Source organism: Shewanella gelidimarina, assembly GCF_023283945.1.
In the GTDB taxonomy this organism is placed as follows: domain Bacteria; phylum Pseudomonadota; class Gammaproteobacteria; order Enterobacterales; family Shewanellaceae; genus Shewanella; species Shewanella gelidimarina.
The window spans coordinates 51,759-73,710 of record NZ_JAKIKW010000021.1 but is presented as its reverse complement, the minus strand read 5'-3'; the positions used below and the strand labels follow the sequence as shown (position 1 = coordinate 73,710).

At 43.7% G+C, this 21,952-nt stretch carries 24 protein-coding genes and 1 pseudogene; 7 read left to right on the top strand and 18 right to left on the bottom strand.

From position 1 onward, the window contains the following. Positions 1-70: 70 nt before the first annotated feature. From L2729_RS21840 to L2729_RS16690, 4 genes and pseudogenes are all read right to left on the bottom strand, one after another. Positions 71-591 (bottom strand): annotated as a pseudogene (locus L2729_RS21840) (YgjV family protein). A 122-nt stretch (positions 592-713) separates the two neighbouring features. Then, positions 714-1,313, bottom strand: coding sequence for a Crp/Fnr family transcriptional regulator (locus L2729_RS16700; RefSeq protein WP_248989272.1), 600 nt, complete (start codon positions 1,311-1,313; stop codon positions 714-716). A 338-nt stretch (positions 1,314-1,651) separates the two neighbouring features. Then, the gene (locus L2729_RS16695) at positions 1,652-2,350 is read right to left on the bottom strand and encodes a DUF3313 family protein (RefSeq protein ID WP_248989271.1); all 699 of its coding nucleotides are present in this window, start codon (positions 2,348-2,350) and stop codon (positions 1,652-1,654) included. 139 nt (positions 2,351-2,489) lie between these two features. After that, complete coding sequence (locus L2729_RS16690; RefSeq protein WP_248989270.1) at positions 2,490-3,734, bottom strand: MFS transporter; 1,245 nt, start codon at positions 3,732-3,734, stop codon at positions 2,490-2,492. A gap of 187 nt (positions 3,735-3,921) precedes the next feature. Here L2729_RS16690 and L2729_RS16685 point away from each other — a divergent pair, with 187 nt between their 5' ends. After that, complete coding sequence (locus L2729_RS16685; protein WP_248989295.1) at positions 3,922-4,638, top strand: AraC family transcriptional regulator; 717 nt, start codon at positions 3,922-3,924, stop codon at positions 4,636-4,638. A gap of 26 nt (positions 4,639-4,664) precedes the next feature. Here L2729_RS16685 and L2729_RS16680 read toward each other — a convergent pair whose 3' ends face one another. After that, the gene (locus L2729_RS16680) at positions 4,665-4,958 is read right to left on the bottom strand and encodes a DUF6482 family protein (RefSeq protein ID WP_248989269.1); all 294 of its coding nucleotides are present in this window, start codon (positions 4,956-4,958) and stop codon (positions 4,665-4,667) included. Between the two features lie 291 nt (positions 4,959-5,249). Between L2729_RS16680 and L2729_RS16675 the strand changes: the two genes are divergently transcribed. Together L2729_RS16675 and L2729_RS16670 are read left to right on the top strand one after the other, a co-directional pair. After that, positions 5,250-6,551: an NAD(P)/FAD-dependent oxidoreductase gene (locus L2729_RS16675; RefSeq protein WP_346347765.1), complete on the top strand. Its 1,302-nt coding sequence runs from the start codon at positions 5,250-5,252 to the stop codon at positions 6,549-6,551. Between the two features lie 130 nt (positions 6,552-6,681). After that, positions 6,682-8,163, top strand: a complete 1,482-nt coding sequence (locus L2729_RS16670) for a protein adenylyltransferase SelO (protein ID WP_248989267.1) — start codon at positions 6,682-6,684, stop codon at positions 8,161-8,163. A 90-nt stretch (positions 8,164-8,253) separates the two neighbouring features. On the opposite strand, the gene L2729_RS16665 is transcribed toward L2729_RS16670, so the two are convergent. Next, positions 8,254-8,520: a hypothetical protein gene (locus L2729_RS16665; RefSeq protein ID WP_248989266.1), complete on the bottom strand. Its 267-nt coding sequence runs from the start codon at positions 8,518-8,520 to the stop codon at positions 8,254-8,256. Between the two features lie 108 nt (positions 8,521-8,628). On the opposite strand from L2729_RS16665, the gene L2729_RS16660 reads away from it, so the two are divergent. Further along, the gene (locus L2729_RS16660) at positions 8,629-8,835 is read left to right on the top strand and encodes an AbrB/MazE/SpoVT family DNA-binding domain-containing protein (RefSeq protein WP_248989265.1); all 207 of its coding nucleotides are present in this window, start codon (positions 8,629-8,631) and stop codon (positions 8,833-8,835) included. Here L2729_RS16660 and L2729_RS16655 read toward each other — a convergent pair. Both L2729_RS16655 and L2729_RS16650 read right to left on the bottom strand, forming a co-directional pair. Further along, positions 8,832-10,232, bottom strand: coding sequence for an ATP-binding protein (locus L2729_RS16655; protein WP_248989264.1), 1,401 nt, complete (start codon positions 10,230-10,232; stop codon positions 8,832-8,834). The genes L2729_RS16660 and L2729_RS16655 overlap by 4 nt on opposite strands. Then, positions 10,225-10,911 carry a response regulator gene (locus L2729_RS16650; protein ID WP_248989263.1) on the bottom strand — a complete coding sequence of 229 codons (687 nt, stop codon included), beginning with the start codon at positions 10,909-10,911 and terminating at the stop codon, positions 10,225-10,227. Before L2729_RS16650 ends, L2729_RS16655 begins: the two co-directional genes overlap by 8 nt. 203 nt (positions 10,912-11,114) lie before the next feature. On the opposite strand from L2729_RS16650, the gene L2729_RS16645 reads away from it, so the two are divergent. Together L2729_RS16645 and L2729_RS16640 are read left to right on the top strand one after the other, a co-directional pair. Further along, positions 11,115-12,341, top strand: coding sequence for a hypothetical protein (locus L2729_RS16645; protein ID WP_248989262.1), 1,227 nt, complete (start codon positions 11,115-11,117; stop codon positions 12,339-12,341). Positions 12,342-12,522: 181 nt separating this feature from the next. Then, positions 12,523-13,200: a 2OG-Fe(II) oxygenase gene (locus tag L2729_RS16640; protein WP_248989261.1), complete on the top strand. Its 678-nt coding sequence runs from the start codon at positions 12,523-12,525 to the stop codon at positions 13,198-13,200. Positions 13,201-13,300: 100 nt separating this feature from the next. On the opposite strand, the gene L2729_RS16635 is transcribed toward L2729_RS16640, so the two are convergent. Then, positions 13,301-13,780, bottom strand: coding sequence for an aminoacyl-tRNA deacylase (locus tag L2729_RS16635; RefSeq protein WP_248989260.1), 480 nt, complete (start codon positions 13,778-13,780; stop codon positions 13,301-13,303). A gap of 260 nt (positions 13,781-14,040) precedes the next feature. On the opposite strand from L2729_RS16635, the gene L2729_RS16630 reads away from it, so the two are divergent. Next, a complete protein-coding gene (locus tag L2729_RS16630) occupies positions 14,041-14,418 on the top strand; it encodes a 2OG-Fe(II) oxygenase (protein WP_346347766.1) in 378 nt (125 codons plus the stop codon). 82 nt (positions 14,419-14,500) lie between these two features. On the opposite strand, the gene L2729_RS16625 is transcribed toward L2729_RS16630, so the two are convergent. From L2729_RS16625 to torA, 9 genes are all read right to left on the bottom strand, one after another. Then, positions 14,501-14,647 (bottom strand): hypothetical protein, encoded by a 147-nt coding sequence (locus L2729_RS16625; protein ID WP_248989259.1) that lies wholly within the window; start codon positions 14,645-14,647, stop codon positions 14,501-14,503. Positions 14,648-14,661: 14 nt separating this feature from the next. Continuing rightward, positions 14,662-15,006 (bottom strand): TM2 domain-containing protein, encoded by a 345-nt coding sequence (locus tag L2729_RS16620; protein WP_248989258.1) that lies wholly within the window; start codon positions 15,004-15,006, stop codon positions 14,662-14,664. 378 nt (positions 15,007-15,384) lie between these two features. Continuing rightward, positions 15,385-15,630, bottom strand: coding sequence for an HP1242/YdcH family protein (locus L2729_RS16615; protein WP_248989257.1), 246 nt, complete (start codon positions 15,628-15,630; stop codon positions 15,385-15,387). A gap of 249 nt (positions 15,631-15,879) precedes the next feature. Further along, complete coding sequence (locus L2729_RS16610) at positions 15,880-16,521, bottom strand: DUF1707 SHOCT-like domain-containing protein (RefSeq protein ID WP_248989256.1); 642 nt, start codon at positions 16,519-16,521, stop codon at positions 15,880-15,882. 387 nt (positions 16,522-16,908) lie between these two features. Next, entirely contained in the window at positions 16,909-17,541 is a 633-nt protein-coding gene (catB, locus tag L2729_RS16605; RefSeq protein WP_248989255.1) for a type B chloramphenicol O-acetyltransferase, read from the bottom strand. A gap of 73 nt (positions 17,542-17,614) precedes the next feature. After that, the gene (locus tag L2729_RS16600; protein ID WP_283104262.1) at positions 17,615-18,154 is read right to left on the bottom strand and encodes a type II secretion system protein; all 540 of its coding nucleotides are present in this window, start codon (positions 18,152-18,154) and stop codon (positions 17,615-17,617) included. A gap of 93 nt (positions 18,155-18,247) precedes the next feature. Continuing rightward, positions 18,248-18,553 (bottom strand): hypothetical protein, encoded by a 306-nt coding sequence (locus tag L2729_RS16595; protein WP_248989254.1) that lies wholly within the window; start codon positions 18,551-18,553, stop codon positions 18,248-18,250. A 254-nt stretch (positions 18,554-18,807) separates the two neighbouring features. Beyond that, positions 18,808-19,461 carry a molecular chaperone TorD gene (gene torD, locus L2729_RS16590; RefSeq protein ID WP_248989253.1) on the bottom strand — a complete coding sequence of 218 codons (654 nt, stop codon included), beginning with the start codon at positions 19,459-19,461 and terminating at the stop codon, positions 18,808-18,810. Further along, the gene (gene torA / locus L2729_RS16585; RefSeq protein WP_248989252.1) at positions 19,458-21,950 is read right to left on the bottom strand and encodes a trimethylamine-N-oxide reductase TorA; all 2,493 of its coding nucleotides are present in this window, start codon (positions 21,948-21,950) and stop codon (positions 19,458-19,460) included. Before torA ends, torD begins: the two co-directional genes overlap by 4 nt. Between the last annotated feature and the right edge of the window lie 2 nt (positions 21,951-21,952).

Sequence of the window (21,952 nt, the reverse complement as noted above, 5' to 3'; positions counted from 1 at the left end):
TAAGATAGCAATGCCCTAAATGGACATTGCAAATTAATTAAAAGCCAGTAGTTAATCACTACTGGCTTTTTTATGTTTTATTACAACCTTTGCTCAGTCGTTTTTTATTTTTAACAACCAAACCATAGTAGCGATGGTAAGCAATAAGATTACTCCCAATAAAGAGCAACTCCATTAACACTGCAGCGGGTGAACCAACGAGCGTATTATTGATAAGCCATATACTGGTGCCTATGAGCATGAGTTGCCGCAGACGTCGGTCACTTTGACAAAAAGCTGCCATGGTTTGAATTGAGCTGCCGGCAAAGCTCAATAAGCTCAACATTCCGGAAAAGTTAGCATCATTACGAGTGTGTTTAAGGATAAAAAAATGAACATTAAGCGTTTTGAGTGACTAAAAATAGTGACGAAATATCTAATGGTTGCGAGCAACATTAACGCCGTGGCCGTCCATTGCTCAAGTAGTGCGAAATGGCTGGTGATGAGTACGCCGGAAACAGATAGACAGGCCACTATTTTTTGTTTTTGTTTAAATTGAAATGAAAGAATATCGAACACAATTGCGATAGCAATTAAGCATTGTGACAGCATAAAAGCAGACATACTGCAGCCTTAATATTATAAGGCTTGCGGGTTGCAAGCCTTTCATTTTTTTAAGGCTATATTGAACCGCTGCGGTAGTAATTAACCCAAGTTCATTAGGGGGATTAAATTTAGATTTGCTCGGAAAGTCGTGACTTTAACCGAGACAAACTCACAGGACTGATACCAATGTAGCTGGCTAATTGAATATTATTGAGTTTTTCAACCCAAATAGGCCTATGTTCGATTAAGAATTGATAACGCTGCTCTGGGGTATTAAGTAACAAGAAAGCTTCTTTTTGTTCTTTATAAATTAGCTGCTGGCTAAGTAATGCTATTTTACCCGTTTGCCATTGTGGTTGAGACAACAAACTTAAAGGTATTTGCAGTAGTTGTGCGGTTTCTACTACCTCTATTTGATATTCAGCTACATGGCCGGTTAACCAACTGGCGTAAAGGAAGCAAAGCTCGTGGGTAAAATAGAACTCCTTAGATAAGTCAGCGCCACTACCACTATAATGACAAGCTTTAAGGATCCCAGAAACGATAAAGTAGGCGTTATTCTGCAGTTGACCTTGGCGTAATAAAATATCGCCGCTACTGGCATTGAAACACTGACATTGAAGTAATGTTTCATCGATAGCGCTTTGATCGAGGCCCAATGTGTTTAGCACGGTGGAGAACGCCTTTAGACGCTTATCAAATTGGATAGATTTTGAATCAATATTCATAGCGTTCTTCAATTAATTATTACACTGCCCCTAGCCAAGGTTACATGGCTAATATCTCCGAAGCTACTCCCACTAAAATGTATTGAGAGAATTATGTCCCAACGTCAGTGATACGACTCAAAACGTATCTTCAACTAGCCAGCAGTGCCCGTCATTAAAGCTTGGAAATAGTGCCATAAGATTGTGAAGGTGAGCCAGTGCGAAATTCTAAGGCACGATTTCACCTTAGACAGCACTCAATGACCCAGAGAATGACCCAACCTAAATGAGTCAGGATGATGTCATGGTCAGATCACTCTCACTGTTCACTTACTTTTAGTCACAACCATTTACCATCGTTAATGGGCAGGCGATTGGCGCGCTTCATAGGCTGCAGACTGAATAAAAGTACGGATTTCACCTTCTAATCTGGCGACATCATATTGGATTTGAGTGTAATTAAGCTCAGCATAGTCACCTTTTATCGCCCCATTGGCTTCGATGATTGAGATCCGCTGCGCTAATAGCTCTTTTGAAACACTGTCCTTAATCTTGGCTTCAATGATGATTTTAGCTGTTTTACTCTCGTTTCCGGTGACGCCTTTTAACACGCTAAGTGCAGCGCCAACTGGCATTAGTTGTCTGAGTTTTAGATCGGCATTGACCACAGTGGCACGACTTACTCTGATTGATAACACCGCGACGTGTTCACCGGCTTTATCAACCACATCTATCGATGGCGATATGTAATCACCTAGCTTGCTGGTGACGTTAATCGCTAAATCATTGAGTACCGACAGCGGGATCTGCGCGTCATAATGGGTATCAGGTGTTAGCTCAACTCGGGACACTATAAGTGAGTGGTAGTAATGAGGCTCTATTTTGTTAGAGACCCATTGCACCCCTTTATTACTATTGCCGTAATCAACTTCATGAAACTGGCGGTTAGTCGGTAAATCTGCAGTGGAATAATCTGCCGAAGTCGGGGCATTGCTAGCGCATGCGCTCAGTAGTAATACTAGACTTGTGCACAATATAGGAGCGCGAGAAAAGTTCATCAGTCGTTACCTTTAAGAAAGCGCTAAATACAAGTGTACTTAGCTTCAGTCTCTGCAGTGTATTGACTTACATGAGTGGCGTTATCAAATCGAGATAAGCTTTATATAAACGATATATATTTAGCGTTATATAGGCTGATTATTTACTGATGACTTGCGACACTAAAGGTAATGTTGCTGGGGTTATCAGCTTGCTCTTCGAGGCGAGAACGGAGAATGTACTCCAAACAAGCGCCACGGCTGCACAGACGATTAATGGTTGCTGCCAACTGCCAGTATCTTCATGAATGGCGCCCATAATAATGGGACCCGTTGCTGCAAAAAGATAACCCAGAAACTGCGCCATTCCTGACAATGTAGCCGCTTGATGGGCACTAGAGGTACGCAAACTGATCAGCGCTAAAGCGACAATGAAACCACCGCCAGCGCCAAAACCAAACATCATTCCCCAAATCATTGCGTGGGCGGGCGCAAGGATCAAACCTAAAATCCCAATAAATGCCATGAGGGTTAAGCCGAAACTCAAGAGTCGCTTATCGTCGATTTTAGCCATTAACGGGATAAGTAGTACGGCGGGCACTGCGGTGAACAGCTGTAACATGCCATGAATAACCCCCGCCTCATGATGGCTGTAGCCCTGTTCGACCAAGATTGTGGGTAACCAGCTGATGAAGATGTACATCAAAAATGAGTTCATGGCTAAAAATAGGGTGATGTGCCAAGCGTCAGCATTACGCCAAAGGTAACTATGGCTATCAAGCTCCATTGCATCTTTGTTTGGTGCAGTATGGTTACCAAGTTGAGGTAACCATATCAACATCGCAATGAGGGGAAATAAAATCAGACTGACTAACGAAAAGGCCCAATTGGGGATAAAACTAATAGAGAGTGAATCAGCGAATTCTGCCAGTGGTATTGCCGAGCCCGCACTGAGTGCCGAACCCGCTCCCATCATCAATACGTAGATTGAAGTCATGGTGGCAATTTTATTTGGGAAATCTCGTTTCATCAAGCTTGGTAACAGCACATTGGCAATGGCAATGCCGGCACCTATGATAACCGTGCCGCTAAAGAGGCCCAAGGTATTGCCCAGTGAGCGTATAACCAAGCCTAACGTGATTAATAACAGCGATAACATCAGGGCTTGTTCAAGGCCACGTTTGCGTCCAAGTCTTGCCGCGATAGGAGAGAAAAAGGCAAATGCAAGCAGTGGTAAGGTCGTGAGCATGCCTGCTTGAGTAGCGGATAGATTGAGCTCTGCTCGAATGGCATCGAGTAAAGGGCCGATTCCTGTAATGGGGCTGCGTAAACTCACTGAGATCAGTAAAACGCCGAACATTAAAAAGGTGCCACTGGCCAGAAAGGGAGATTTGAGCTTTGCCATTGTGTTGTCCTCGAGCAAAAAAGATAACTGCTTTACAGTAAAGTGCGCAGCTTACGCTTCATTGTGCTTACTGAATTGAGCTATAGTGACTTTTTATTGCTTAAAACGGTCAAGTGTTTTGTTAAACAGTCATTTTTTCCCGGTATTTGATTCTGATGCTTTCCCACAGAAAGTGGTGGCGTTGAAAATGACGGGCGGGGAACGCGATGCGGAAACCCCGCAGCACCAGCACCATAAGTGCCAGTTGGTGATGGCATTAAGTGGTTACATTAAGTGTAAGATAGCAGATGCGATTTGGATGGTGCCGCCTAATTGTGCTGTATGGATCCCTAGTCAGAACGTGCACCAGAATTTGATCTCTAGCAACGCCAACGTGTGCATGCTGTTTATTGATCCTGACGTTCAAGGTATGCCTGAAAAAAGTTGCACCTTATCAATCTCTCCACTGATAAGGGAGTTAACAGTACATTTGACCAGCTTAGAGCAAAACTATCTGCCTAATACTGCAACCGCGAGGTTAGTAGAGGTGTTAATTGACCAGCTCAAACAGATGCCGACACAGCATTATGACTTCCCGACGCCAGTGGAGCCGCGTTTAAAGGCGATAGCTTCGCAATTACTGTTAACACCAGATGATAGGCGGTCGATAGCTACGTGGGCCAAGGATTATGCCATGAGTGAGCGAACACTAACGCGGTTGGTCAAACAGGAGGTCGGGCTCTCGTTTGGCCGTTGGCGAGGCCAGCTACATATTGTTTTAGCACTGCAAAAGCTATCCAGTGGTGTATCGGTACAGCGCATAGCTGATGAATTAGGCTATGAATCGGCGAGTGCTTTTATCACCTTTTTCAAGAAGACCTTAGGCAAGTCACCCAAGCAATATATTAAGCAACAAGATCTGTAGTTTGAAGATTTAGCTCTTTCATAAGTCTACAGTCTGATCATTTCTTTATAGTTACCACAGCTCGACAGCCCACACATCTCATCGTATGCCGTTTGGTATTCGAGTTGCGCAACCTGATATTTGTGGGTGCGTAAAAGCTGTTTTGCTTGGGCGAGAGAGTGTACGCAGACAACGCAACTCTCTTCGGTTAATTCGGTAAAGTTGTTGTCTGCATCGGTCGACCCGACCAAATAGTGGGTTGAATCAGCCACGCCAATAATCTTTGGCTGATTTATCAGCTGGCTAAGGTTTACGTTTTCAACGGTATTAACAGCGCCCATAGTTAACTCCTTGTTAGTTGTATTTGCATTACGCTCAAAGCAGTAAAAGAGTTCACTTTTGTCGTTATAGTCGGTAGAGCATCAGCATAAGTGTTTCTGCTTTTGCATGGTCATGACACTGCTATCCAAATCAAAGTTGGTTTTATCAACTGTTTCGAATGGCTAATTCAACCGTTGTGACCGTGACTTTGTTTTGGAACTCAGTCAGTATAGTGAAGTGGTAAATAAGCACTCTGAAATTAAGTGTTTACTTATAAGGACTGCTCATTCAATCAAGCGTAAGGGGAAGTTGTGATGTCATCATGTCCGAAAATTGTGATTATTGGCGGAGGAGCGGGCGGACTTGAGCTTGCCACTCAACTCGGTCGTAAACTGGGTAAGAAAAACTTAGCACACATCATACTTGTTGATAGAAACCGCACTCATATTTGGAAACCGCTACTGCACGAAGTCGCAACGGGCTCGTTGGATTCGGATCTTGACGGCGTTGTCTATTCAGCCCACGCGGCAAAGCAGGGCTACCAATTTCAGCTAGGGACTTTTTGTGGGCTTAACAGTGACGAGAAGTCGATATCAGTCGCGCCAATAACCGATGATATGGGTAAGGTGTTGCTTCCTGAACGTCAAATACAGTACGACAAATTGGTGATTGCTATTGGCAGTGTCAGTAATGACTTTAATACGCCAGGCGTTCAGGAAAACTGCTTTTTTCTCGATTCACACCAGCAGGCAAATCGTTTTCATAATGCACTGCTTGATAGTTTCACTCGGGTGCATCAATCCGACTCTATCAATGAACTCAATATCGCCATCGTGGGCGGCGGTGCCACTGGTGTGGAGTTGTCAGCCGAGCTTTACCATGTGACCGATCTATTAAAAGTGTATGGCTTAAGTAAGATGACAGCAGACAAACTCAATATTCATCTAATAGAGGCCGGTCCGCGGATCTTACCAGCATTAACTGAGCGTATAGCATCGTCGGCTCGACACGAGCTGAGCAAGTTAGGTGTGTCGGTGATGGAAAACACCCGCATTAGTGAAGCGACAGCAGCAGGTTTTGTGACCTCAGAAGGTCAGCTTATCGCAGCGAACTTAATGTTATGGGCTGCCGGGGTAAAAGCGGCAGACTTTATTAAAGAACTGCAGTTTTTTGAGCTCAATCGAGCTAATCAAATTAAGGTTCAATCTAATCTTAAAAGTACCGTTAACAATGATATTTATGTCATTGGTGATTGCTGTGCGTTTGAGCAAGCCGACGGTATCTTTGTGCCGCCAAGAGCCCAGTCTGCTCATCAAATGGCGCAATGTGTCGAGAAAAATATTATTAAAGAGATGAATGCTGAGCCGTTGGTCGATTATGTTTATGTGGACCATGGATCCTTGGTTAATCTATCTCGTTACAGTACCGTGGGTAGCTTGATGGGGAATTTGACCAAAAGCAGCATGTTTGTTGAAGGGAAAATTGCCCGCTTTGTGTATATATCCCTGTACCGAATGCATCAACAAGCAATTCATGGCACGTTCAAAACGATAGCACTGTGGCTCGCTGAAAAGCTGATGCGAGTCGTGCGGCCGAGAATGAAGCTGCATTAGCCGTGACAGCTACGCTAAGTGGCTCGGGTATTAGGTGTTGTATCAGGTCGCAGGTTACCGTTCTAAGCTCGACTAGGGTAAAGTAAACACAATAGGAATTTGTTATTTTTCGCAACCAGATGGAAATTCGATGAGCAGCACTGAGATTGACTTAGGCGTAAGTTTCGACAACAGCTATGCAAATGAACTCAAAGGGTTTTACGTATCCTGCGAGGGAGATAAAGCGCCAACTCCGGTGCTGGTAAAGTTCAATCAGGCATTAGCTGAGCAGCTAGGGATCAGTAATCGCAATGCAGAGCAACTGGCCGATGTATTTTCTGGAAGCGAAGCGCCTCTTGGCTCTGCGCCACTAGCCCAAGTTTATGCCGGTCATCAGTTCGGTGGTTTTAGCCCGCAACTGGGTGACGGTCGTGCCTTACTGTTAGGAGAGGTGCTAGATGAGTCAGGTCAACGCCTCGATATTCAACTTAAGGGGTCTGGTCGTACGCAGTTTTCTCGCGGTGGTGATGGTAAAGCGGTTCTCGGCGCTATTTTACGTGAATATATACTGTGCGAAGCGATGCATGCACTTGGTATTGCCACCACGCGTGCGCTGGCAGTGGTGACCACCGGCGAGCCCATCTATAGAACGCGTTATTTGCCCGGTGCAGTATTAACCCGAGTGGCTGCAAGCCATTTACGGGTGGGGACTTTTCAATATTTTGCCGCTCAAGGCGAAGAAGATAAACTCAAGCAGCTGGCCGATTATGCTATTGCACGCCATTACCCTGAGCTAAAGCAAAGCCAACAACCATACTTAGATCTCATTTGTGCGGTGCGAGATAAGCAAGCCGAATTAGTTGCCAAATGGATGTTAGCCGGCTTTGTGCATGGCGTAATGAATACTGACAACATGACCATCAGTGGCGAGACGATTGACTACGGCCCTTGCGCGTTTATGGACAACTATGACGCCAATGCTTTGTTTAGTTCTATCGATCAAGATGGTCGCTATGCCTATAGCAATCAACCCGCAATGGCGCAATGGGATCTGGCGCGATTAGCCGAAACACTGCTGCCCTTTATCAACGAAGATTCAGACGATGCGATAGCGCAAGCAACCGATGCGATAAAAGGGTTTTGGGATGTATTTAAGTCTCATTGGCAGCTGGGAATGCGCGCAAAACTGGGCATGACAACTGAGGTTGAAGGTGATTATGCACTTTGTGAGCAGTTGCTTGAGTCAATGCAAGCTCAAGCAGTAGATTACACTCAGTTATTTCGTCAACTCGCGCTAGATTTAAGCTCTGATAGCGCTGATGCTGAAACGCTATTTTCCGACCCGAGTTTATTCATTCTGTGGAAAGCCCTGTGGCATGAAAGGCTGAAAAAAGAGCCGTTAGCCACTGCTGAACGCGTCACTATGATGAATGCGGTTAACCCTATTTATATCCCGCGAAATCATCTGGTTGAAGCTGTAATAGAGGCCGCTGAAGATCGTAGCGATTATCAACCATTTGAGGCGTTAATCTCGGTGCTTGCAACCCCTTATACATTGCAAGAGGGTAAAGAAGATTTTAGCCTTTCAGCCCCCGCAAGTTTCGGCAAGTTCACCACTTACTGTGGTACGTAATTTAAGTGTGAAACTAAAAAAACCACGCAATGAATTATCATTGCGTGGCTGTAGAATATTGATTGCCTATCTATTATTTGGGTGACGGCATCAATCTAAAAATGCTAACGCGTAATGGGATTTTTCACCTTTGACCTCTACCGCAACGCGATATTTTTCAACAGCACCTTTCCAATCAACGGCATCCAACTCTAAATTGTAGATCCCAGAAGTCGCTTCAGTGACAGCCAGAGTACACTCTTCATTTTCAATACAATTTGAATGGTTGACCTGATGCCTGGGGCGGTGGATATCGAGGCCGCTATCAATAACCAACCGCTGTTCACTCAGTAGCTTACCGATGACATTACCAAGCATAATCCAGCACTCGTCAGATCTACTATAATTTGAGCTAATTGGTTCACTCTTACATCTAGGTCAATTGTGCCGCAAGCTGAATGTAAGACGCATGCATAGGTAATGATTATGACAGAACTTAAGGTTAAAAATGTCGGCAAAGGGTTAGGACTAGAGTTACCACAAGAGATAGTCGAACAGCTGCATCTTGGCGCGGGAGATAATATTAGCTTGGAAAGAATGGCACAAGGCTGTTATCGACTCACCTCTAAAAGTGATGTAATGGCAGAGGAGATTGCGCTAATTGAAGGTTATATGCATGAAGAAGATGCTTAGTCTTGTTGTTGATTAGGATGATAGGGCAGCTGGCAGCTAAAGTTAGCACCGCCTAAGAGGCTGCGACTGACAACTAATGTGCCTTGCATTCGCCTTGCCGCCGCCTTAGCAATCGCCAAGCCCAATCCTAATCCACCCGTTTGTTGGCTGCGGCTTTTATCCAATCGCGCAAAGGGTAAAAAGATGGTTTCAAACTGCTGGCTATCAATGCCAGGGCCATCGTCGTCAACACTAATAATCAGTAGGCGTGTTTTGCTCTCTTTGCGGCTAAAGCTGAGTGTGACTTCGACTTGAGAACTTGCGTACATGAGCGCATTTTTAAAGAGATTATCAAACATTAAACGTAAGTATGCGGGGTCACATTCAAGCTGAAGTGACGGCAGATTTGAATTAACCATTATTCGATTATCGGTGGCTAGCAGCTTAATTCGACTTTGCAAATACTCATCAAGTTTTATCCACTGCTTTGTTTGATTGTCTTTTTGATTTAATACTGAGTTTAGCTTAGAGAATGTGAGAACTTGGCGAGTTAACTTTTCGATGTCATCAATGTAGTTATCGATATCATCAAGTAAATCCAGCTCCTCGGTTTGAAGGCTGCGCTGACGCAGTAACCCTGTCGCCAGCTGAATTCTGCTCAGTGGTGTACGCATTTCATGGGGCACTGCTTGGGCGAAAACTTGATTCTCTTTTACCGTTTCAGTGATGGCATCAGCCATTCTGTTAAAGCTGTCTGCTAACTCATTAACGGGCTCAGAATAGGTTTGACGAGCACGAATATTGAGATCACCCTGACCAAACTTTTTATTGGTATCGACCAGTTGGTTAATCTGTTTCTGTAATCGTCTGACTGAAAAGTACAACGTGGTACCTATAGTGATAATGACCACTAGCAACAGTAAATAGGGGATTAGCTCTGAAGGATCGTCACGCAATAACGCCATGAAACTGCTGCGATGTTGTCTATTGGATTCATCAAACAGTAAGCTGTTCGGCAACCTATCGGAGATCAAGATGGCGCCATTAGTTCGATCAAGTGGATAAATCGCTAAAAGTTGCGCTTCAGACAGTTGGTATATCGATATCCCCCCTATATTACTCAACAAGGTACATTCAGAGCAGTCTTGCTTGGCATTCCAATTAGCTTGCCAATTGATATCGAACTGAGGGTGTAGCCCTTGAACGCTCGTAATATATTGTGGTGCAGATAAGTGCGTACGCGATACGCCTGAGGTGACTTCAATGAAAGTTTGATAGCTATCATCATAAAAATCTACCACATCACTTTGTTCTAAAAACTGTTCACTTAAGTATAGAGTCAGGACAATACTGGCAAACAGTGCAGTCAGCAAACTCAGGTAAAGGCGTGTAAAAAGTGGTGGAAGATAGTTAGCCATTAATTAGCATATACCCTTTGTTGCGTATCGTTAATATGGTTTTGTAGGGGGGCGTGTCATCATTCAGTTTTTTTCTTAGCCCTGAGATCCGCATATCAACTGAACGATCATTAAAATCATAATCTATCCCCCTTAGCGATCGGCAACAATCTTCTCTAGACACAATGTTGCCAGCATGGGAGGCCAGTAGCAGTAGCATCTCGTACTCTGCTGTCGTAAGCGCTGGGGTCAGATTGTTATAGGTAACAATTTGCTTACAGGTATCAATATTGAGTTGTCCAACTTGCAATTGATTATGGCCAAGCTTTGCCGGTCGGCTGCGCCTCAGTAAAGCTTCAATTCTGGCAAGCATCACATGTGGACGTACTGGTTTAGTGAGGTAATCGTCAGCCCCTAGTTTAAGTAGGCTCACCTCGCTGATATCATCGGCACTGGCGGTTAATACCAAGATAGGGCCATGATAAAATTTGCGTACTTGCTTGCAAACTGATACTCCATCTAATCCTGGTAGCATTAAATCAAGAGTAATTAAGTCGGGCTCCTCTAACCTTACAGCGCTTAACGCTTGCAAGCCATCAGCAATAATATGCGTGTTGTAATCTTCAGCTTCGAGATACATAGCGGTTAGACGTGAGATCTCTTTATCGTCTTCAATAATGAGTATATTTGCTTTACTCACAACTATTTACCTTAATGTTAAGTCTATCAATACATAATAGAAAACCCTACTTGATTAGTCTAATTCTACAGACAATTGGCGCTAATAACAGCCCACTTACATGCGCTTACATAGCGCCTACACTGCTTACTTTCTCTTACCCCATGAGCGCGATCATCATGTTAATTTAATTGCTCAAATCGTTGGAATATTAGGAGTGAACTATGGTGGCAAAAGTAGTATTAGCTGGAGTTGTTACAATAAGCTTAATGGCCTTAGCGGCCTGTAATTCAGACTCTTCAAGCACATCTTCAGACAGTAACAACAATAATGCCAGCTCTGGCTTGTCAGCAGCAACAAAAGCACTCAGTATCGAGGCTGTACCTGCATCGCTGTCAACGACGTATAGCGCTGCACTTAAATTTAATCGCTACACTCAAATAAAAGCACCTAATGGCAAACCTATCCATATTCTTGCTCAAGATAAAATTAGCGATAATCAGATCGTTCGTGCACGCTCTATTTTGAAGCATTACCTAACTAATTTACCCGGATCGGAATATGGTAGCGATAAGTCGCAAATCACAAATAAGATGGCAGATAATGGGGCTATATTATTACTCCTCAATGGCAGTGATGATGGTACAAATCCAGCATCAAACCTGAATGGTCAGCCGCTTTATCGAGGCGAAATGCAAGTTGAAGGTGGGGCGTGGTATATCAGCCAGAACTTTGATGATCATCGAGATGCTAGTTTTGAAGAGATCCTACATATGGTGCACGACTATGGTATAGGCGTGGACCAAAACAGCGAGTTCATAGGTGCTTTACCAGACTATCAAGCTGAAATTAGGAGCGCTCAAATAACGGCTCTGAATGATAAGTTATGGGGAGGTGATGCAAGTTGGATCACTGAACTCACGGCTGAGAATAGTTTAACTCAAGAATACCTAGCGTCAGTTATCGATGCATATTATGGTTTGTGGGGCGCATGGAGTGGCAGTGCAACTCACAGTATGTGGGGAGGCTATATTGCAAAAACACGTGCAGAAATGAGCAGTGAAGATCCCTTAGGTGCAGCGCTATTAGATAATAAGTTCTTTCATTCGTACTTGACTTATAATGCTCGCATCGATGCGACATTTACCGGTGACTTCAGCCTTAAATTCAACCCTAAACTTAGCTACACTCATCATTCTCAATACCTTAAGGATATTACGCTAACGGGTAGCCTCGACAGCAATGTGGTGGTTAATCAGCTTGATAATAATATTACCGGGAATAGTGGTCAAAATGAGGTGAAGTTTACTGGGAACTCATCGGAGTACAGCATCGAAAATCAAGACAATGGTGCAACTATCATTACCGATATGGTGAATAATCGAGATGGCGTTAACATTCTGAGTGGGATTGAGAGTGCGCTATTTAGTGATAGTAATGTCACACTATAAATAGTCACCAATACGTTTAACATTTAAGCTGCTTATCGAAGCGGCTTTTTTGTCACTTATCACCGCTTTTGTCGTGAACCTATATATATGACTATATTGATTGCTATAGGTGTATGCTGGTGGTCTCTGTTTATAAAAGTAACTCACTAATGTTAATTTTAACCCCTAAGACTGGATGTAGTTGATCTTATCTCGCACCTCTCAAACAGGTGACGATTCCTCGCTTTTTTCCTCAATTGCAAATGACATCGCAAGCAAAGGCTACAGTATTAATTCTGCAGCACTGCCACAGGATTTAGCCCATTTATTAACATCTCACATTGCCAATATGCCCAAGGCCAATTTTAAGCGTGCTGGCATTGGTCGCTCGGTTGATCTTAAGATCAACGACTCTGTGCGTACAGACGTGATTAGCTGGATTAATGGCGACACTGAAGCGGGTAAAGCTTGGCTTTCTTGGACGCAGGCACTGCAAGCATTTTTGAATAGAAGACTCTTTTTAGGACTGTTTTCATTCGAAAGCCACTTTGCACATTATGCAGAAGGTGACTTTTATAAAAAGCACAAAGACGCTTTTATCGGTGAAGGTAATCGAATTCTTTCTGTGGTGGTTTATCTCAACCAATATTGGTCTAAAGACGATGGTGGTGGGTTGGTGATATACAACAATCAACAATCAACTTCCGCAGTTATTGATGAGCATACGATTAGCGTTACGCCAGGCTTTGGCACCGTAGTGGTCTTTTTAAGTGAAGAGTTTCCTCATGAAGTGTTAGCTGCAAAACGTGATCGTTTTTCTATTGCGGGTTGGTTTAGGCTCAACTGCAGTATCGCTAACAGTATTGATCCGCCGAGCTAACCTTAATGGGCACTGGCTGAAACAGACTGTTAGCGAGGCGCTAGTAATAACATCTCTAAGTGATAACGGGTCTTTTTTATCACTGTCTTTCCATTGTATTTTAATGGACATTTTGATGGCTAAATCGTAAGTGTTTCGCGTCTTTAATTAGCCTGAAAAAATCATCTCGGCTTATATGTACTAGGCTACTATGATCACCCGCTTCGAGGTAAATATCTTTGGCTTCGACCAGCAAGTCGTCATAAACAGCATCCAAGTTATAAGCACCACCTAGGGAGGGGATCGCACCATTCTCGCAGTCATCAAACATAGAGTGCACGGCTTGTTCCTTGAGCAGGTGCAGGTCGCGATTTAGTTTGTCACCGAGGGACCGTAAACTAATTTTATGGTCGGCAGGTAACACAGCCATAATCTTACGGCCTTCATGATCTTCTAATATCACCGCTTTGGCGAGTTGTGTTGGTGATACATGGGCTGCAATGGCTGAACTAAGCGAATCTAATCTGTGGGGATGGACCAGCAGATCATATTTCACCTTATTATCATGCAGATACTGATTCAATCGGTTTGAAATTGTCATAGTGCTACCTCTTTCCACTGATGTGATGTGCTACTAATTATAGTGCAAACACCTTATTTGTGTTGGTAACAGCTAAGCGTGTCATATGCTGTATTTTATTGATTGAAGCAGCGCTAGACTTTACTCCTGTAGTTGACCGGAGTTGACTGGAGTCGGTATGGATCTGGCAGCTAAAGCTTGGCTCGCTTGGACGCAGGCACTGCAAGATTTTTTGAATAGAAGACTCTTTTTAGGACGGTTTCGTTCGAAAGCCATTTTGCATATTATGCAGAGGTGACTTTTATAAAAAGCACAAAGATGCTGTTATCGGTGAAAGTAACCGAATTCTTTCTGTGGTGGTTTATCTCTACCAATATCGGTCTAAAGAGCATGGCGGGGAGTTGGTGATATACAACAATCAACAATCAACTTCCGCAGTTATTGATGACCATACCATTAGCGTTACGCCAGACTTTGGCAGCGTAGTGGTCTTTTTAAATGAAGAGTTTCCTCATGAAGTGTTAGCGGCAAAACCTATCGTTTTTCTATCGCGGGTTGGTTTAGGCTCAATAGCAGTATTACCAATAATATCGACCCTCCAAGCTAACGTGGAGGCTCCCATTGACTCTAGCGGTATGCCTTTATCCGCTTTTTATTAACGTCATCTTGGTTTGCTTGAGCACCAAGTTGCTCCGCTTTTATAAGCCGATACAGATGCGGCAGAGGCCATCATAAAGATAGCTAATTCTGTTCGACACCATTCGACATTGCCGATAGCGCTATAGATGAGTTTGCAGCGAGCCATTGTAAGCGTGCAGACCCTAATGCATCAAACGGTGCCTGAGCAAAATAAAGTGTATAACGTTCTATACCAAGCACCCTCTTCAAACAGCCGCCTAACCTTAAACGTAGTAGTGATTCACTTTTCGACAATAACGTTGCTGAAAATTAAAAGGACTCATTTTTAAGGTACGCACCGCATCGACCCAACCAACAACCATTGGCACTAAGGTCCAGCTAAAGACTAAGTACAAACTGCCTTTTAAGTGTTGACCTAAATAGAACTTATGTAAGCCTAATCCGCCAAATAACACGCTAAACCAGACTGCGAGCTTTTGATTTTTAATACGAATATCGGGATCAACACCAGAGAGTGCCTCTAACCCTTGAGCGGCATGACATTGGGGGCAGGTCACCAGATTAATGTCGATTTTTAGGCTGCACTGTGGGCAATCTATTTCTTGCATCGCAAACTCCAATAGTCAATATTGCTAATGAGCCATTATGCGTACAAGTGTGCGCTGAAACATAGGTGCATAGTTCACATAATTAAAATAAACCCAAACGTTAGTAGGGCTGCCATATCATGGGAAGTGTGGTGAATACTCAGTACTGAGTAAGATTATTTCGCTTCACTGTGAAGCTAACGGAAGCATAGTTTTCCATTTGAACGGTGAGATGATTCTTAATGAAGTGCAGGAATAGCCATCTTGTTCGAGATATTCTGCTTTTTTATAAAAGAGTTAGCTAAAAGGGGAGGAGCGATGTTCTCCTGTTGAACTCTTTTGCAAGCTGTTGGCCAGACTGAGTATACTCATGACTGGCCAGTTTTTAGCACATGATTGTTAGGCGTGGTGCTCTTTTAATTTTTGGAATAAGACGTCTTTTAGATTAGCGCGCTGTACTTTTAGTTGATGCATGTGTTCGTCGTCGGTGGGACTACCGTCAATTTCTAGCTGACGAATTTCATAATCTAATAAATGATACTGTTTGGACAGCTCTTGGAATGCTTCGTCTTTATGATTCAAATAAACAATATCTTGTTTAAATTCTGGGAAGTCAAAAATAAGTGCATGATTCTCATTTAGCATAGGTACCCCTGAATGGTGAACTGAAATTTATTATGTTTGTACTACCAACACTACAGCATTATGGATTTTAACAAAGGGGTATATTTAGGTATTTTAGCGATCTAGTTAACAAAAAATCGCAGATTCTACTTGTTTTAAGCGCTGAGAGCCGAGTTAACGTGTAAAGCACTAAGCTGACTAGGCTTCATTTTTAATTAACACCGCAGCAATGGCAGCCACCATAGGGCTGCATTGCCTTGTTAATATCGATTAGTTAAAGGCGTTTTTTAGCTGATTGGCGAAGGCGATAAACTTTTCTTTAACAGTGCGCTTTACCGATATCGAAAGGCTACCGAGTACCACTTTACCCTCAATGGTGATAACTGGTGCTTGGCGATTTGCCATCGAAGGGGCGCAGTTTTCAATGCTGCTTCCAGCGCAGTAAGTTTTACATATCACATTGATGTTTTCGGGGATAAAAATTTTACAGCTGCCAAGAATGCAGTTGAGCTTGATGGTAATATCTTGATGCTGAAAAATAGCATCAGTAAAATCGAGCGTGGTTTCACCTAACACATTGTTGAGCTTGATCTCGCTAGGCACAACCCACTGACCACTACGCTCATTGTTACCTAAAATGCAGCTGATGATGAGAGTGTCCTCAGCCTGCTTACTGGCGTAATTGGGCGTAAATTGCTGATCTTTTTTACTGCTATATTCATCATCAGTGGATATCGACAGATCGGCCACGAGGTCGAGTAACTCTTGATGTGATTCACTGGCCATGGCGTCATCGAGGCGACGCTCAAATGCCTCCGCTGATATTATCCCATGGCTATAGTTAACAATCAGTTTATCGATAACCTGCTCACGAACTTGCTCAATGGGTCTATCTTCTAGCGTGACTGACATCTGTCGCTCCTTTGACTTTATCTGAATGTTTAGCAATGTAAGTTAGTTTTGCTAAAGCGATTAAGTGAAAACTAATGAGCAACAAAGTAAGCACTTTTTATGCCGCTTAAGTAAAAACCTGCCTAATCAGGTTGTTACTGGTTTGTTACAGTGACTGATTGTTTAACACTCGCTATATATAGTCAAACATAGCACCAAAATGTGGTGACTTTAACCGCAAGGACAGTGAATTATACGAATCACGAAGATAAGATTTAGGCTGGTTGATTCATTATATGGAAGAGAAGCCAGTAGAATTAAATTTGTGAGGTAAAGCGAGAGGAAAAAGAGGATCGGCTGTTTATGAGTAAGCCGACTTAACCCCCTAACGAATTAATATAGTAATACTTATTCTTGATTCAAGTGCAGCCAATAGTGGTATAGGCCATTGATATCAGATGAACACATTAATGCCATTGCACCTTTGAGCTGTTCATCACTCCATAGCCACCATTGCATCTTGAGTAACTGAGCTATTTCTGTTTCAGTAAAGCGAAAACGAATATGTTTTGCAGGATTTGAACCGACAATAGAGTAGGGTGCCACATCTTTAGTGACCACAGCACGGCTGGCGATAATGGCGCCATCACCAACCTTAACGCCACTCATAATCATAGCTTCAGTGCCAATCCATACATCATTGCCTATAACGGTATCTCCAGCTCGCTTAAAACCGTCTTTAGCGTCAGTAAAGTGTTCGTTTTCTTGGTAGAAAAACGGAAAAGTGCTCACCCAATTATTTTGGTGTCCTTGGTTACCCGCCATCATAAATACAGCACCAGAGCCAATGGAGCAGTAGCTACCAATAATGAGCTTATCAATATCGGTTCTATCGGCAAGTAGGTAACGAGCGCAATCATCGAAACTATGATTGTGGTAATAACCAGAGTAATAGCTGTTCTTACCCACAATAATATTAGGATTCGTCACTTGCTCTCGCAGTGACTTTCCAACAAAAGGGCTCTCAAAATAATTGTTCAAACTACATATCCTTTATGCAGAGTTAGCCTAGTTAAAGACTGATATGATCAGTTGTTGTCAGCATTTAAGCCTTCTAACAGTCGGTCATCACCGTGGTGATTGTCGGCTCGCCAGCTGATTGCCAGTGATATTCAAAATAGCAGTTAGTTGCTTTTACCTCTGTAGCGCTAGGCTGGCTTTTATCGAGTACGCTTTTGGGCGCAGCAACCACAGCATAGCTAGTGGGTACATAAATTTTGTAAGACCAGTCGTTAACATCTAGCCCTGCCGCCTCAAATATTTCAGGAGGAGAGGAGTAATCTGCAGAAAAGCCATTTGCAGTAGCTGTCGCTGCCCAAGGTTGGTAATGACTGCCTTTAACACCAGAAAACTCGACCACATCAGTCAAGCTATTACCTGAAGTCATGGTTTTAGCTTTAAAGAGTGAAACAGCTGTTTTTATCGAGCCTTTGGCGCCTTTTATCACTGCAATGTTTGCGTCTGATTTCATATTAATAAATTTAGGTAATGCCGTAACAGACAAAATGCCTAAAATAATAATCACGACAACCAACTCTATGAGGGTGAAGCCTGAATGGTGGGAAAGTGATGCATTTTGTTTATTCATATTCATTTTGAGTCATGCCTGGTTATTATTTACACGTTTGCCGATTAGCTGAATAGCTATCGCCTGATGTTGAAAGAGTGTGGCAGTGCCGATACTGCATTAGTCGCTTTGTCTCAATGGTGACGCTGTTTTTTCGACGAGTCTGTTGATTATGCCGTGCGCTTCTTTCAAGCTTGCACCGGTATCTTTGCGATAAAGCCTGATAGCGGTTAGTTTTTTACCTAGAGTAATGGCAGTTAATACTTCTTTAGATACATTGATGTTGTTATGAAAAAAAATACCGTTGTTTTTTAACAAGGAGTCAATTTTGTGTTCGATGACTCTCAACCGTTTGTCGGTTGACCTCTGTGTGTGGATGCTAACAATCAGTATGAATAAGCCAACTGTAATGAATAATTCGTCCATGATAGAAAATCTCCGTTGTGGTATCGCACTCTCGTTAAAGAGAGTAAAGCAGTAAAGTGCTCTTTTTATTCTTATTGATAAGCCGTGTATATAACATCTTATATTGGTTGATATTAACTCATTGAGTCTACAAATGTAATGTGTTTACAACAAGTGTGTTGTCTCACATTCATGATACAAAAAAGCCGATAATGACATAATCATTATCGGCTTTTTTACGGTTGTCTTTCAGAGTGCCAGTGGTTCAGTCTGTATTAGCTTTCGCTTGCAAGCCATTCAATATCTGACTCCACCCAAGCTAATGTGAGCTGCGCTAACGCAATATAGAACTTGCCGGTATCGACCTTGGCGACTTTAGCGACAAGCTTTGGTAACCAGTTTGCAAGATAATCGCGGATAAACAGCAGTTGCTCTTGGTGACTGCTATGCATGCTGATATGTGCTACATAGGCCAATATCACCGCGAGATGATCTGCGGGCTCAGGGAACTCGCTTTGCACCTGCAACTGACTCTGTTTTAAAAACTGCGTCATCTGCTGGTGCTGCTGACCAAACAGTAATGGCTCATTGCCTTTTGTGGCAGCTTTATCACTCGAGCTTTTATTTAAATAGAGGCTAGCGTATGGCGAGGCACTGTGTTTGGTGCCGACTAAAAACAAACCACAATAATCAGCCGCAAGCTCGAGCAGCGCTTTGTCGCTATTAAGCTTTGCTAGCTCTGCTACCAGCACATCAACATCTGCTTTAAAATCGGGCTCATTAGCAAGTTGAGACCAAAATTCTTGTGCTTGAGTACAGGTCAATTCATGCAATGTTTTATGATCTACCTCTTTCGCAAACAATGATGAAAGTAGCTGATAAATCGTGCTTCTGACTTGATTTACGGGGTTAGTTGTTGCTGCGCTCATAGTGTTATCTCAACGGGTCCGCTAAATGAACTTACAGCAGGTACTTTACCTTTATACTTCTCAAATTCAACTAAACAAGTGTAAGCCGAGCAAGCTTGAGCAAGCTTTGAAGTACCAATGTCTTGCGTTAGCGTATTCGGGTCGCCATAGCTGCATAGTGCACCGATTTCTGCACCGCCCTCTTTGCTACCGTCTTCACCGACAGGACCATACCAAGCGCCTTCATGGATACGGATAACGCCTTTAGGGAAGTTATCAGATACCACTGCGCCAGCAAGTAACTGACCACGGCCGTTAAACACCCGCACCACATCACCGGCGTTAATGCCACGCGCTTTAGCATCTTCAGGGTTGAGGTAGACGGGCTCACGGTCTTTGACGGTGTAAGTGCCACGGAACTCTTCTGATTCACACATCTGTGAATGCAAACGCTTATCGGGGTGACAAGATTGCATCCAGACGGGGAACTTGTCTGAACCTGGACCGCCATGGCTACGTTCTGATTTTTCCATCCAAGTCGGGTGACCTGGACAGTCATCGTACTGGTACTGAGCTATTTTACGGCTGTATATCTCAATTAAGCCAGAAGGCGTTCCCAATGGATTGATCTCAGGATCTTCTCTAAATGCCGCGTGGCGAGTCCAAGGTTTCCCTTCACCAAAATGAACATAACCCTCTTTCCAGAATTCATCGAATTCAGGCATTTCAAACTTGCCCGCGTTGGCATTCTTACAATCGGTGTAGAGCTTATTGAGCCAGTCACGCTCAGTCATGCCGCGAGTGTACTCTTTCTCTTTACCCATTAGACGCGCGAAGCGGGTAAAAATCTCGAAATCTGACAAGCTATCAAACAGCGGTTCAACCATCTTCTGCATCGCCAGTACACCGCGGTTAGCATAACTGCCGTATACATCGATGTCGTTACGCTCAAAAGTGGTACACGCTGGCAATACGATATCTGAGAAGCGACAGGTCGCAGTCCAGTTCATATCGATGGTGACCACACACTCAAGCTTTTGGAACGCTTGCTTCATGCGGTTACGATCTTGGTGATGGTTCCAAGGGTTATTGCCGGAAAAAACCATCATCTTGATATCTGGGAAGGTGACTTTTGAACCGTTTGAATCAATGGTTTTACCCGGCTCAAGAATCGCATCAATCCAACGCGCGACCGGAATAGTGCTGCTGGTGCCTTTAAAGTCGTTGTTATCAAACAGCGGCTTTTGGTCTTCATCTAAATTGCGTGGGAACGCGCCCGGCGCCGCGGCACCCGATGATGGAACACCAATGCTTGAGTAGTGATGACCGTAGCTTATCCCGCCGCCAGGCAGACCAATTTGGCCTGTCATAGTGGCAAGTACGGCCGCCATCCAATAAGGTTGTTCGCCGTGCTGCTGACGTTGAATACACCAGCCCATGAGCATTTGAGTACGACCTTTGGTCATGACTTTTGCGAGATCGCGGATGATCTCAGCCGATACGCCAGTGATCTCAGCAGCCCATTCAGGTGTCTTCTCAACACCGTCTGTTTCGCCTTGGAGATAAGGCAGGAATTTATCGAAACCTAAGCTGTAACCTTCAATAAACTGAGTGTAATGCAGGTTTTTAGCGACCATTTCGTGGGCGATGCCGAGCATCAATGCCACGTCAGTTTGCGGGTTAACGTAAAGCTGCTCACAGCCTAAATACTGCTGCGTCTTGGTGACCACAGGATCGATACTGATAACGCGTATTTCACCCTTAGCCACTTTCTCTTTTAGCTGCGCAAGGTAAGCGTATGACTCATGAGTTTCAGCGTTCCAGCCCACTTGTAAGTTCTTGTACGGATCGTTTGACCATAAAATAATGGTCTTAGAATGTTCAAGAATAAGCGGCCATGAAGTGCCTTGGGCATACACTTCGGTAGAACCTAAGATGTAAGGCAAAATGGTTTGGCCTGCACCCGTTGAGTAGTCACCGACTTTTTTAACGAAGTTACCGTGCATGCCAACAGCGCGTTGCATATGGCTCGTGCTTGAGTGCAACTGACCAGTAGCGCGCCAGCCCGTTTGGCCAGCGTGTAGTCCTGACGGACCATATTTTGTTTGTACTTCATCAAGCGAATCTTTAAACAAAGACAGGGCTTTATCCCAAGTCACTCGCACAAAGCGGAAGTCGCCCCGTTGGGTGGTGTCGCTCTTATGACCCTTGAGTAAAAAGTCTAAGCGCACCATTGGATAGCGAACACGTGACGGGTTGTAGACTAAGCCTTTGACACCGTTAATCATGTCAGTTGGATACTTGTCTCTTTCAAATGGAATGACTTGATCTATCACGCCATTTTTGCGCTTCATTTTGAAAGCACCAAAGTGCGATCCTGTGGTGAGCCAACCTTCGTTAGTTTTGGCTGCTGAGGCGGCTAACGCATTCAATGGCGCAAGGACTGACGACCCGCTAAGTACAACATAAGATGTGCCGACTAAGCCTTTTAAAAAGTCTCTTCTTTTCATAA